Origin of the sequence: Massilia sp. 2TAF26, assembly GCF_052115005.1 — a bacterium.
In the GTDB taxonomy this organism is placed as follows: domain Bacteria; phylum Pseudomonadota; class Gammaproteobacteria; order Burkholderiales; family Burkholderiaceae_D; genus Telluria.
The window spans coordinates 19,751-32,269 of the sequence record NZ_JBFRFV010000025.1; the positions used below are offsets into that span (position 1 = coordinate 19,751).

A 12,519-nucleotide genomic window follows, 5' to 3' on the forward strand; every position below is an offset into this window, starting at 1 on the left:
ACGATAGCGGGCGCCGGCATGGCGCCCGGTCCCGCAGTTTCTCAGTCCTCTTCCAGCAGCTGCTGCAGGCGGCGCGGATAGTGGTTCAGGAAATCGCGCGTGACCGCGTAGTGCTCGGTGTCTTCGTAGTCGACGTGGCTGATGCCGCACTCGTCGAACAGCAGGATCCTGGCGCGCGGATAGGCCAGCAGGATGGGTGAATGGGTGGCGATGAGGAACTGGGCGCCCTGCTTCACCAGCTTGTCGATGACGGCCAGCGCGGCCAGCTGGCGGTTCGGCGACAGCGCGGCTTCCGGTTCGTCCAGCAGGTAGAGGCCGTCGCCGCTGAAACCCTGCAGCACGCGCATGAAGGCTTCGCCGTGGGAATTCAGGTGCAGGCGCGGCGGCGGCGGCGAAAACGGTTCTTCCGCTACCTTGTCCAGGTAAGTAAACACATTGAACAGGCTTTCGGCGCGCAGGAAATAAGAAAAACGCGGCTGCCGGAAGCCCTTGGCGATGCGCAGGTGGCGGTGCAGCGGCGACACCGCCTGCTGCTCGCGGTGCACGTTGCGCGTGCCGCCCTCGGCCGGCAAGCCCAGTCCCACCGCGATCGCTTCCAGCACGGTCGACTTGCCGGCGCCGTTCTCGCCGACGAAGAAGGTGACGTCGGGATGCGGCTCCAGTACGCCGAGTTCGCGCACGGCGGGAATCGAGAAGGGATAGCGCTCGGGATCGATCTCGACGGCGGGATCGATGCTCACCGAACGCAGATAGGGCTTGGCGGCAATAGACATGTTGGCCTTCCGGTAACGTGGATAACAAAACACCGCCCGCAGGCGGTGTTTTACACGCGACGAGGCGCAGCTTACTGCATGTGCTGGCCGCCGTTGATGGCGATGTTGGCGCCGGTCACGAAGGCGGCATCGTCCGAGGCCAGGAAGGCGACCAGGCCGGCCACTTCTTCCGGCTTGCCCAGGCGGCCCATCGGGATCTGCGGCAGGATCTTCGATTCCAGCACCTCGGACGGGATGTCCATCACCATCTTGGTGCCGATATAGCCCGGCGAGATGGTGTTCACGGTCACGCCTTTTCTCGCCACTTCCAGCGCCAGGGCCTTGGTGAAGCCATGGATGCCGGCCTTGGCCGCCGAGTAGTTGGTCTGTCCGAACGCGCCTTTCGAGCCATTGACGGACGAGATGTTAATGATCCGGCCCCAGCCGCGCTCGACCATGCCGTCGGCCACCGGCTTGGTCATGTTGAACACGGAATCCAGGTTGGTCTTGATCACCGCATCCCAGTTGACCTTGTCCATCTTCTTGAAGGTCATGTCGCGGGTAATGCCGGCGTTGTTGACCAGCACATCGACCGGACCGATTTCCTGGCCCACCTTGTTCACGCAGGCCTGGGCCGAATCGTAGTCGGCCACGTCGCATTCATAGGCCTTGAAGTTGTGGCCCTGTTCGCGCATGGCTGCAAGCCAGCCTTCGGCTTTCTGGCTGCCGGGGGAGTACGTGGTCACGACCGTATAACCGAGTGCGGCCAGTTTGATGCAGATTGCTTCGCCCAAGCCACCCATGCCGCCGGTCACTAATGCCACTCTAGCCATTGTTTTCTCCTAGTTTTACGAACCTGTCGGAACCGCTTGTTATTCCCTGCTTTGCCGCCCTGCTCAGCGCTCGACCGCCAGCGCCACGCCCATGCCGCCACCGATGCACAGGCTGGCCAGCCCTTTCTTGGCATCGCGGCGTACCATTTCGTGCAACAGGGTCACCAGCACGCGGGCGCCCGAGGCGCCGATCGGGTGGCCCAGCGCGATCGCGCCGCCGTTGACGTTGATCTTCGAGGTATCCCAGCCCATCTGCTTGTTGACGGCGACGGCCTGGGCGGCGAAGGCTTCGTTGATCTCCATCAGATCGACGTCTTCGTGGGTCCAGCCGGCCTTTTCCAGGCAGGCGCGCGCGGCAGGCACCGGGCCCATGCCCATGATGGTCGGGTCCAGGCCCGACAGCGAGTAGGCCTTGATGCGGGCGATCGGGGTCAGGCCCAGCTCTTTCGCCTTGGAGGCCGACATCAGGATCACGGCGGCGGCGCCGTCGTTCAGGCCGGAGGCATTGCCGGCGGTGACGGAACCTTCCTTGTTGAAGGCCGGGCGCAGGCTGGCCAGGCCTTCCAGGGTGGCGCCATGCTTCGGATACTCGTCGGTATCGAAGACCGTGCTGCCCTTCTTGGAAGCGATCTCGACCGGGATGATCTCGTCCTTGAACTTGCCGGCCTTCATGGCGGCTTCGGCCTTGTTCTGCGACTGCAGCGCGAATTCGTCCTGCTCGGCGCGCGAGATCTCGAATTTACGGGCGACGTTCTCGGCGGTCACGCCCATGTGGTACTGGTTGTAGGCGTCCCACAGGCCGTCGACGATCATGGTGTCGGTCATCTTGACGTCGCCCATGCGGAAGCCTTCGCGCGAACCGTTCAGCACGTGCGGCGAGGCGCTCATGTTTTCCTGGCCGCCGGCGATGACGATCTCGGCATCGCCGCACTTGATGGCCTGGGCCGCCAGGTGGACCGCGCGCAAGCCGCTGCCGCAGACCACGTTCAGGGTCGAGGCCGGGACGCTGTCCGGCAGGCCGGCCTTGATGGTGGCCTGGCGCGCCGGGTTCTGGCCGACGCCGGCGGTCAGCACCTGACCCATGATGACTTCGCTGACCGAGGCCGGATCGATCCCGGTCCTGGCCATCAACTGCTTGATCACCTGCGCGCCCAGTTCGGTGGCAGGGATTTTCGAGAGAGTACCGCCGAATTTACCGATGGCGGTGCGGCCTGCGGCCACGATGACGACGTCTTCCATAACTTGCTCCCTTGAGTGGACGTTTAGCTGAAAGCCAACAATTTTAGATTTCTACCTAATAGCGAGTTTAAGCAAAATCAATCTTATCAGTTTATTTATGACGAAGAGATGACGTCTCACTGAATTGTGGTATTGCAGAGCATCTTTTATTGTTCAGTTTTTTATCTATGGAAATACCTATTGCTGTTAATAACGATCCATCCTAAACCCTTTACCTTTCAAGGAAATTTCACAGTAGAATGCTCGGGCTAGTGCCAACCAGAACGTTTTATGTCCAAGAGCCCGAGTTCCCTACCTATCGAAATAAAGATTTCCACGGTCGTGGCCATTTCGACCATTCTGCATTCGGCCGATCCGATCGCGATCGATGCCGCACTCAAGCAGATGACCGGTGGGGTGTCGGACTTTTTCGAAGATGAATTTGCCGTCATCGACGTCGCCGGCATCGCCGACGATGCCGCCCAGGTCGACTGGCCGGCGCTGGTGGCGCTGCTGAAGCATTACCGCCTGAACGCGGTCGCGGTACGCGGCGCGCCGGCCGCGCTGCACGAAGCGATCCGCAGCCACGGCCTGTTCCTGGACGACGGTTCCAGCGGCCTCAAGGCAAGCGAGGCGCGCGCCCCCGTTGCACCCGAGGAAAGCCCGGCCGCGCCGGCGCCCGCCGCGCCGGCCCCAGCGCCGGCCCCGGCGGCGCCGGTCCAGGCCATGGTCGTCGACACCCCGGTGCGCGCCGGCCAGCGCATCTATGCGCGCGGTACCGACCTGATCGTCACCGCGGTGGTGAACAACGGCGCCGAAATCATCGCCGACGGCAGCATCCACGTGTATGCGCCGCTGCATGGCCGCGCCCTGGCCGGCGCCTCGGGCAATGCCGATGCGCGCATCTTCGGCCTGTCGATGCAGCCGGAACTGGTGTCGATCGCCGGCGTTTACCGCACTTTCGACGAAGGTTTTCCAAGCGAACTGTCGCGCCAGCCGGCACAAATCCGTTTGGTTGGCGACCGGATCGATATATCATCGCTGGGCTCGGCGACTCGCGCCTGAGCTTCCAGCACTGACCAGATACTGAATAGGACTGATATTTTTCATGGCAAGAATTATCGTTGTAACGTCCGGTAAGGGCGGCGTGGGCAAGACCACTTCGAGCGCGAGCTTTGCGACCGGCCTGGCGCTGCGCGGCCACAAGACCGCCGTCATCGACTTCGACGTCGGCCTGCGTAACCTCGACCTGATCATGGGCTGCGAACGCCGCGTGGTGTACGACCTGATCAACGTCGTGAACAAGGAAGCGACGCTGACCCAGGCGCTGATCAAGGACAAGCACTGCGAAAACCTGTTCATCCTGCCGGCGTCCCAGACCCGCGACAAGGACGCCCTGACCGAAGACGGCGTCGAGCGCGTGCTGAACGACCTGGTCAAGATGGACTTCGAATTCATCGTCTGCGACTCGCCGGCCGGCATCGAGCACGGCGCGCTGATGGCCCTGACCTTCGCCGACGAAGCGGTCATCGTCACCAATCCGGAAGTGTCGTCGGTGCGCGACTCCGACCGCATCCTCGGCATCCTGCAGGCCAAGTCGCGCCGCGCCCAGAGCGGCGGCGAACCGGTCAAGGAACACCTCTTGATCACCCGTTATTCGCCGCGCCGCGTGGAAAACGATGAAATGCTGTCCTACGAGGACGTGCAGGAAATCCTGCGCATCCCGATGATCGGCATCATTCCGGAATCGGAAGCGGTGCTGCATGCCTCGAACCAGGGCAACCCGGCCATCCATTTCAAGGAAACCGACGTGGCCCAGGCCTACCAGGACGTGGTCGGACGCTTCCTCGGCGAGGAAATCCCGCTGCGCTTCACCAACTACGACAAGCCGGGCTTCCTGCAGCGTCTGTTTGGAGCAAAGTGATATGCCTCTGCTTTCATTCCTGTTTCCCCAGAAGCAGAAAAGTGCCGGCGCGGCCAAGGAAAGGCTGCAGATCATCATCGCCCGCGAACGCGGCGGCCGCGGCGGCCCGGACTTCCTGCCGGCCCTGCACCGCGAACTGATCGAAGTGATCTCGAAGTACACCAAGGTCAACGCGGACGACATCAAGATCTCGCTGGACCGCCAGGGCAACCTCGAAGTCCTCGACGTCAACGTCGTCCTGCCGGACGCCTGAGCATCCCGGCAAGGGGCGGCCGCGGGGTTCAGCCCTGGGCCGGCTGCTCCTGGTCCAATACGGCTTTCCCCACCTCCTGCGCCACCCTGGCGCAGGCTTCCACGTGCTGGTAACCCATCTGCCGGAACAGCGCGAATCCGATCGCCGCGGAGGCCAGCTGCCCCGCCAGCGGCACGATCCTGGCGGCCGACTTGGCCGCCAGCTTGGCACCCGACTTCCGTAACAGCTTCAGCACCAGCTCCCTGGTGACGATCTTGCCCACCAGCGTGCCGCCCAGCGCCGCCATCGCCTGGTAGGCCGCGACCCGCATGTGCGGCTGCAGCGCCTCGATCTGCTGCGGCGTCAGGCCGAAGTCCTTGTTGATGTCCTCGACCATGGAAGCGAAGCTGGCCAGGTCCGACACCATGTCCACGCCCGGGATCGGCACCGCCGAGATGCCGGCGGAGATCGCCGCGCGCTTGCGCACCAGGGCCCGGCAGCGCTCGCGCACGCGCCCGAGGTCGTCGCCGCTCAGCGGCAGCAAGCTTACCGCGCTGCTGCTTTGTGAATTTTTCGTGAAGATCTTTTTGAACATCGCATTCCCCGGTTTGCTTTCGTAAGCACAGTGTAGCCGCCTGCGCCTTGGCCCACTGTTACGGCCGTGACGTTATTCCCCAACGAAAATGTAAATTTATCTGAAGCATGTGTAGATTTAGTTTTAAAAAGTCTGTTATATTCGGAAATAAGTTGTAGGAGTGTTCCTACAGTAATATTGCACATAGTCCCACCCCCGCCGAGACCGCTTCATCATGAGAATTGCAGTACTGGATAACGATACTTCCCAGGCGGAACTGATCTGCCAGGTCCTCACAGGTGCTGGACATCAATGCCAGCCCTTCGATAGCGGCAAGGAGTTGCTGGGGCAGCTGCGCAAGGACAGCACCGACCTGCTGATCCTCGACTGGCAGGTGAACGACGTACCGGGCGCGGAACTGCTGCGCCGCGCCAAGGAAAAAATGGCGCCGAACACCCCGACCATGTTCCTGGCCGGCAGCGCTTCCGAAGACGACATCGTGTCCGGCGTCACCGCCGGCGCCGACGACTACCTGGTCAAGCCGCTGCGCCGCGGCGAGCTGGTGGCGCGGGTGCAGGCCCTGCTGCGCCGTGCGTATCCGTCGCAGAACGGCGCCGAACAGCTGCAGTTCGGCCCCTATACCTTCGAAACCCGTCCGGGCCGCCTGACCATGGGCGGCGAACAGATCGACGTCACGCACAAGGAATTCAACCTGGCGCTGCTGTTCTTCCGCAACCTCGGCCGTCCGCTGTCGCGCGCCTACATCCACGAGTCGATCTGGGTGCGCGAAACCGCCGTGCCTTCGCGCACCATGGACACCCACGTTTCGCGTGTACGCAACAAGCTGCGCCTGCGTCCGGAGAACGGTTTCCGCCTGGTGCCGGTGTACAGCTACGGCTATCGGCTGGAGAAATTGGGCGCCTGAAGCACTGCCGTGAAACCCTGACGCCATCGGGGTATAATGAGCGCGCTGCCCATTTTTTGACCACCCATGCAACTGCTCGCCGTCGGCCTGAATCACACCACCGCACCGGTCTCGCTGCGCGAGCAACTGGCGTTGGCGCCCGAGCATCTGGGCGATGCGGTGTCGGCGGCGCGCAACTGGTTTGCCCGTCTGGATCCGCAACCGAGCAGCCACGGCGAACACGAAGCGGCCCTGCTCTCGACCTGCAACCGCACCGAGATGTATGCCGCCAGCGCTGCGCCGGAGCCGCTCGACGCCTCCGCCCATTTCCTGGCCGACTACCACCGCCTGAATTTTTCCGAACTGCGCCCGCACCTGTACATGCTGCCCCAGCATGACGCCGTGCGCCACGCCTTCCGCGTCGCTTCCGGCCTGGATTCGATGGTGCTGGGCGAGGCCCAGATCCTGGGCCAGATGAAGGACGCGGTGCGCGTCGCCGACGAAGTCGGCGGCCTGGGCACCTATCTGCACCAGCTGTTCCAGCGCAGCTTCGCGGTGGCCAAGGAAGTGCGCAGCACCACCGAGATCGGCGCCCACAGCGTGTCGATGGCCGCCGCCGCGGTGCGCCTGTCGGAACGCATTTTCGATTCGGTCAGCAGCCAGAACGTGCTGTTCATCGGCGCCGGCGAGATGATCGAGCTGTGCGCCACCCACTTCGCGGCCCACAACCCGAAATCGATCACGATCGCCAACCGCACCCTGGAGCGCGGCGAAAGCCTGGCATCCCGCTTTTCCGGCCGCGCGATCCGCCTGGCCGACCTGCCCGAACTGCTGCCGCAATTCGACATCGTGATCTCCTCGACGGCCTCGACCCTGCCGCTGATCGGCAAGGGCCTGGTGGAACGCGCGATCAAGGCGCGCCGCCACCGTCCGATGTTCATGGTCGACCTGGCGGTCCCGCGCGACATCGAGCCCGAAGTCGGCAAGCTCGACGACGTGTTCCTGTACACCGTCGACGACCTCGCCGACGTGGTGCGCACTGGCGTCGAACACCGCCAGGCGGCGGTGGCCCAGGCCGAAGCCATCATCGAGACCCGCGTGCAATCCTTCATGCACTGGATCGGCGACCGCGCCGTGGTGCCGGTGATCCGCGACCTGCACGAATCCAGCGAAAGCCTGCGCCTGGCCGAACTCGAACGCGCCCGCAAGCTGCTGGCCAAGGGCGAGGACATCGACGCCGTGCTGGACGCGCTGTCGAAGGGCCTCACCGCCAAATTCCTGCACGGCCCGCAACAGGCCCTGCACCGTGCCCAGGGCGACGAACGCGCGCGCCTGGCCGCCCTGCTGCCCCAGCTGTTCCGCGGCCGCCGTTAGCGGCCCGCTTCCCTCCGGGCACGGCTTTTTTCCGGCCGTGTTCGTGTATGCTGCCGCCCTCCGGCATCTCCCTCATCCCTATCTGGTTAAAACGTTATGAAACCATCCATGCTGTTCAAGCTGGACCAACTGGCCAACCGCCTTGTCGAACTGGACGAACTGCTGGCGCTTGAGGCCGCCACCGCGAACATGGACAGCTTCCGCAAGATGAGCCGCGAGCACGCCGAACTCGGCCCGCTAGTAGCCGTCTACCACCAGTACCAGACGGCCCAGGGCGACATCGTCGCGGCCCAGGAGATGCTGGCGGATCCGGACATGAAAGAGTTCGCCCAGGACGAGATCGAGGCCGCCAGGAATCGCCTGGCCGAGCTGGACCTGGAACTGCAGAAGATGCTGCTGCCGAAGGACGAGAACGACGAGCGCAACATCTTCCTCGAGATCCGCGCCGGCACCGGCGGCGACGAGTCGGCGCTGTTCGCCGGCGACCTGCTGCGCATGTACACCCGCTACGCCGAACGCAAGCGCTGGCAGGTCGAGGTGGTGTCGGAATCGCCGTCGGACCTGGGCGGCTACCGTGAAGTCATCGTGCGCATCATCGGCAACGGCGTGTATTCGAAGCTGAAATTCGAGTCCGGCGGCCACCGCGTGCAGCGCGTGCCGGCCACCGAGACCCAGGGCCGCATCCACACCTCGGCCTGCACCGTCGCCGTGATGCCGGAGGCGGACGAGGTCGAGGACGTGCAGATCAACCCGGCCGACCTGCGCATCGACACCTACCGCGCCTCGGGCGCCGGCGGCCAGCACATCAACAAGACCGACTCCGCGGTGCGCCTCACCCACCTGCCGACCGGGATCGTGGTCGAGTGCCAGGACGACCGCAGCCAGCACAAGAACAAGGCACAGGCGATGAAGGTGCTGGCGGCGCGCATCAAGGACGTGCAGCTGCGCGAGCAGCAGAGCAAGGAAGCGGCAACCCGTAAAAGCCTGATCGGCTCGGGCGACCGCAGCGAACGCATCCGCACCTACAACTTCCCGCAAGGCCGCCTGACCGACCACCGCATCAACCTGACCCTGTACAAGCTGGACATGATCATGGACGGCGACCTGACGGAACTCGTCGGCGCCCTGCAAGCCGAACACCAGGCCGAACTGCTGGCCGCCCTCGGCGATTGATGCCTTAATTCGGGGTCAGAGCACTTTTTTGGGCAATTTCTCAAAAAAGTGCTCTGACCCCGAATTTTGACCCCGAATTTTGGTTCAGGCCCGATTAAGTCGGTTCATGCGAAAATCGCAAGATTCGTCATCACAGGAAGACCCTATGCCCACGTCCCGCAACGCCCTGCTCCTGATCGCCGCCGTCAGTATCGCGCTGGTCGGCGCCGCCCTTTATCTTCAGCACGCGAAGGACATGCTGCCCTGCCCGCTGTGCGTGATCCAGCGCTACCTGTTCCTGGGCATCGCGGTCTTCAGCCTGATCGGCGCCTTCGCCAACAAGATCAAGGCCCTGGGTACGTTGGCCCTGCTGTGCGCGCTGGGCGGCCTGGGCGTGGTGGGCAAGCACCTGTACGTGCTGGCGCACCCCGGCTTCTCCTGCGGGATCGACCCGATGGAGACGGTGCTGAACAAGATTCCGACCGCCACCCTGCTGCCCTGGCTGTTCCGCGCCGACGGCCTGTGCGAAGCGGCCCAGGACACGGTGCTGGGCCTGAACGTGCCGCAGTGGTCGGCCGTCTGGTTCGCGATCCTGACCCTGGCGCTGATCTGGGTGCTGGTGCGCCGCGCACGCTGATGCTCATCGCAGCATGATTATCCAGCCCGGCACCCCCATCGGCGCCCTGCAGGCCGCGCTGCCGCTCGATCCGCTGGAAAACCGCATCCTGCTGTGCCACGCGACCGGCTTGAGCCGCGTGCAGCTGATCACCCGCGGCGACCAGCCCCTCGGCGAAGACGAGGCCGCGCGCCTGCAGGAGTTGCTGCGGCGCCGCCTGGCCGGCGAGCCGATCGCCTACATCGTCGGCAAGCGCGAATTCTTCGGCCTCGACTTCGAGGTCAGCGAGGCGGTGCTGATCCCGCGGCCGGACACGGAACTGATCGTGGAACTCGCCATCGAGCGCCTGCCGCAGCGGGGACGCCTGCTCGACATGGGCACCGGCAGCGGCGCGATCGCCGTCTCCGTCGCCCACGCCCGTCCGGATGCCGCGGTGACCGCGCTGGACGTCAGCGAAGCGGCGCTGGCCGTGGCGCGCCGCAATGCGGCCAAGAATGCGGCAAATAATGCGGTAAATAAGCGGACCGGCGTGCGCTTCCTGCACAGCGACTGGTTCGGCGCCCTCGATGCCGGCGAAAGCTTCGAGCTGATCGCCTCGAATCCGCCGTATATCGCGGCCGGCGACGAACACCTGTCCCAGGGCGACCTGCGCTTCGAACCCGCCGGCGCCCTGACCGACCACGCGGACGGCCTGTCGGCCCTGCGCACCATCATCCAGGGCAGCCCGGCCCACCTGGTTGCGGGCGGCTGGCTGCTGATGGAACACGGCTACGACCAGGCGGCGAGCGTGCGCGCCCTGCTGGACGCCGGCGGCTACCGCGAGGTGCAGAGCTGGCGCGACCTGGCCGGCATCGAGCGCGTCACCGGCGGCCGGCGGCCCGGCTGAGCCCCCGAACCCAGCCCGGCGCGGCCCGCCGGCCCCGTTTGTTACAATGGCCGGCCCACTTCCCGGAGCTTGCGATGCCTCGACTGCCCGCGCCCCGGCTGTTCGCGGCCCGGCTGACCTTTCCCCTGTTCGCTGCAACCCTGCTGGCCGCCACGGTCCTGCTGGCGCCGCCGCGCGCGCTGGCGGCCGACAATCCCAAGGAGCAGACGCCCAAGGAACAGGCCCGCGCCCTGTTCGAGCGCGACTGGCAATGGCGGCTGAAGAACCAGCCGGAATTCGCCACCTCGGTCGGCGACCACCGCTATGACGCCCAGCTGAGCGATACCTCGCTGGCCGGCAACGCCAAGGTGCTGGCGCACGAGCTGCGCATGCTGGAGCTGGCGCGCCAGCTCGACCGCGGCCAGCTGAACGGCCAGGACCTGCTGTCGCTCGACCTGTTCGCCGCCGACCAGGAAAGGCGGCTGGCCCGGGCCGGCTTCGTCACCTTCGACCCGCAGCCGATCACGACGCGCGACGGCATCCACATCCGCCTGCCGCAACTGGCCGCGCAGATGCCGTTCGTGAGCGAAGACGACTACCGCAACTATATCGCGCGCCTGAACGCCGTGCCGCGCCACATCGAAGGCATCATCGAACAGATGCGCGAAGGGATGCGCACCGGCTGGACCGCGCCGAAAGTCGTGATGGCCGGCCTGCCGGCCCAGCTGCGCGCGCTGCGCGAACACCTGGGCGACGGCGCCCTGTCCGAACCCTTCCGCCGCCTGCCGGCCACCATCCCCCAGGAAGCGCGCGAAAAACTGGCGCTCGACGGCCAGGCCGCCGTCGCCGCCCTGGCGCCCAGCCTGCAGCAGCTCGAGGACTTCGTGCGCAACGTCTACCTGCCGGCCGCGCGGGCGACGATTTCCGCCTCCAGCCTGCCCGGCGGCCCGGCCTGGTACGTCTTCCTGGTCAAGAGCGCCACCACCACCGACCTGACCCCGGCCGAGATCCACGCGCTGGGCGTGAAGGAAGTGGCGCGCATCCGCACCGAGATCGCGGCGCTGGTGCCGCGCACCGGCTTTCGCGGCAACCTGAACCAGTTCATCGCTTTCGCGCACAACGATCCGCGCCTGTTCTTCAGCGACACCGATGCGCTGCTGAACCGCTACCGGCGCACCATCGCGCGCGCCTACAGCCGCATGCCGCAGCTGTTCAATGCGATCCCGTCCGACGAACTGGCGGTCAAGCCGGTGCAGGCGCTGGGCGCCGAGACCCAGGGCGCGGCCTATTACGAAGCCGGCAGCCCGGACCGGATGGCGGCGCTGGTGGTGAACACCTCGCGCCTGAACACGCGGCCGATGTGGGAGATCGAGACCCTCACCCTGCACGAAGCCGTACCCGGCCACCACCTGCAGGTGGCGCGCGCCCAGAACAACAGCGAGCTGCCGGCCTTCAGGCGCTACGGCTGGTATGGGGGCTATGGCGAAGGCTGGGCCCAGTACGCGGAAAGCCTGGGACCGGAACTGGGCCTGCTGCGCGATCCTTTCTCGCGCTTCGGCTACCTGGCCGACGAGCTGCTGCGCGCCGCCCGCCTGGTGGCCGATACCGGCATCCACGCGATGGGCTGGAGCCGCCAGCAGGCGCTCGACTACCTGAACGCCAACACCGCCAATCCGCCCTCGGACAACGAAGTCGAGGTCGACCGCTACATCGCCCATCCGGGCGAAGCGCTGGGCTACAAGCTCGGCCAGCTGCGCATCGCCTCGCTGCGGCTGGAGGCCCAGACCGCGCTCGGCGAGCGCTTCGACCTGCGTGCCTTCCACGACGCGGTGCTGGAAAACGGCGCCCTGCCGCTGGGCGTGCTGGAGCGCCAGCTCAGGCGCTGGATCGCCGCCCAGCGCGCGGCGCCGCAGCAAGCCGCGCCGGCGCCGGCCGCGCCGGGAGCACCCTCGGCCGCACCCGCGGCGACACCCCCGGCAGCGCCTCCGGCCCCCCCGCCAGCCGCCGCTCCGGCCAAGCCCAGCGACACATTTCAGTAATAAAAACACCACATACTGCGGAATTGGGGGGTGCCC

Annotated in this window: 13 protein-coding genes; 9 read left to right on the forward strand and 4 right to left on the reverse strand. The window is 65.6% G+C overall.

Annotated elements, in window-relative coordinates; all coding sequences use genetic code 11:
• Positions 1-41: 41 nt before the first annotated feature.
• The 3 genes from AB4Z32_RS21145 to AB4Z32_RS21155 form a co-directional block, all read right to left on the reverse strand.
• Positions 42-773: an AAA family ATPase gene (locus AB4Z32_RS21145; protein ID WP_442123843.1), complete on the reverse strand. Its 732-nt coding sequence runs from the start codon at positions 771-773 to the stop codon at positions 42-44.
• 71 nt (positions 774-844) lie between these two features.
• Positions 845-1,585: an acetoacetyl-CoA reductase gene (phbB, locus tag AB4Z32_RS21150; RefSeq protein WP_442123844.1), complete on the reverse strand. Its 741-nt coding sequence runs from the start codon at positions 1,583-1,585 to the stop codon at positions 845-847.
• 63 nt (positions 1,586-1,648) lie between these two features.
• A complete protein-coding gene (locus AB4Z32_RS21155; RefSeq protein WP_442123845.1) occupies positions 1,649-2,824 on the reverse strand; it encodes an acetyl-CoA C-acetyltransferase in 1,176 nt (391 codons plus the stop codon).
• A gap of 270 nt (positions 2,825-3,094) precedes the next feature.
• Here AB4Z32_RS21155 and minC point away from each other — a divergent pair, with 270 nt between their 5' ends.
• From minC to minE, 3 genes are read left to right on the forward strand one after another with little or no spacing between them, the layout of a single operon-like run.
• Positions 3,095-3,868: a septum site-determining protein MinC gene (gene minC / locus AB4Z32_RS21160; protein ID WP_442123846.1), complete on the forward strand. Its 774-nt coding sequence runs from the start codon at positions 3,095-3,097 to the stop codon at positions 3,866-3,868.
• Positions 3,869-3,911: 43 nt separating this feature from the next.
• Positions 3,912-4,727: a septum site-determining protein MinD gene (gene minD / locus AB4Z32_RS21165; RefSeq protein WP_442123847.1), complete on the forward strand. Its 816-nt coding sequence runs from the start codon at positions 3,912-3,914 to the stop codon at positions 4,725-4,727.
• A 1-nt stretch (position 4,728) separates the two neighbouring features.
• A complete protein-coding gene (gene minE, locus AB4Z32_RS21170; RefSeq protein ID WP_230025312.1) occupies positions 4,729-4,980 on the forward strand; it encodes a cell division topological specificity factor MinE in 252 nt (83 codons plus the stop codon).
• 28 nt (positions 4,981-5,008) lie between these two features.
• Here minE and AB4Z32_RS21175 read toward each other — a convergent pair whose 3' ends face one another.
• On the reverse strand, positions 5,009-5,554 hold the full coding sequence (locus AB4Z32_RS21175; protein ID WP_442123848.1) for a hypothetical protein: 546 nt from the start codon (positions 5,552-5,554) through the stop codon (positions 5,009-5,011).
• A 214-nt stretch (positions 5,555-5,768) separates the two neighbouring features.
• Here AB4Z32_RS21175 and AB4Z32_RS21180 point away from each other — a divergent pair, with 214 nt between their 5' ends.
• The 6 genes from AB4Z32_RS21180 (at position 5,769) to AB4Z32_RS21205 (ending at position 12,483) form a co-directional block, all read left to right on the forward strand.
• Positions 5,769-6,458 carry a response regulator transcription factor gene (locus tag AB4Z32_RS21180; protein WP_442123849.1) on the forward strand — a complete coding sequence of 230 codons (690 nt, stop codon included), beginning with the start codon at positions 5,769-5,771 and terminating at the stop codon, positions 6,456-6,458.
• A 66-nt stretch (positions 6,459-6,524) separates the two neighbouring features.
• Entirely contained in the window at positions 6,525-7,811 is a 1,287-nt protein-coding gene (gene hemA, locus AB4Z32_RS21185) for a glutamyl-tRNA reductase (RefSeq protein ID WP_442123850.1), read from the forward strand.
• A gap of 96 nt (positions 7,812-7,907) precedes the next feature.
• Complete coding sequence (gene prfA / locus AB4Z32_RS21190; RefSeq protein ID WP_442123851.1) at positions 7,908-8,984, forward strand: peptide chain release factor 1; 1,077 nt, start codon at positions 7,908-7,910, stop codon at positions 8,982-8,984.
• Positions 8,985-9,129: 145 nt separating this feature from the next.
• Positions 9,130-9,600, forward strand: a complete 471-nt coding sequence (locus AB4Z32_RS21195; protein ID WP_442123852.1) for a disulfide bond formation protein B — start codon at positions 9,130-9,132, stop codon at positions 9,598-9,600.
• A 13-nt stretch (positions 9,601-9,613) separates the two neighbouring features.
• On the forward strand, positions 9,614-10,465 hold the full coding sequence (prmC, locus tag AB4Z32_RS21200) for a peptide chain release factor N(5)-glutamine methyltransferase (RefSeq protein ID WP_442123853.1): 852 nt from the start codon (positions 9,614-9,616) through the stop codon (positions 10,463-10,465).
• 74 nt (positions 10,466-10,539) lie between these two features.
• Complete coding sequence (locus AB4Z32_RS21205; RefSeq protein WP_442123854.1) at positions 10,540-12,483, forward strand: DUF885 domain-containing protein; 1,944 nt, start codon at positions 10,540-10,542, stop codon at positions 12,481-12,483.
• Positions 12,484-12,519 lie beyond the last annotated feature (36 nt).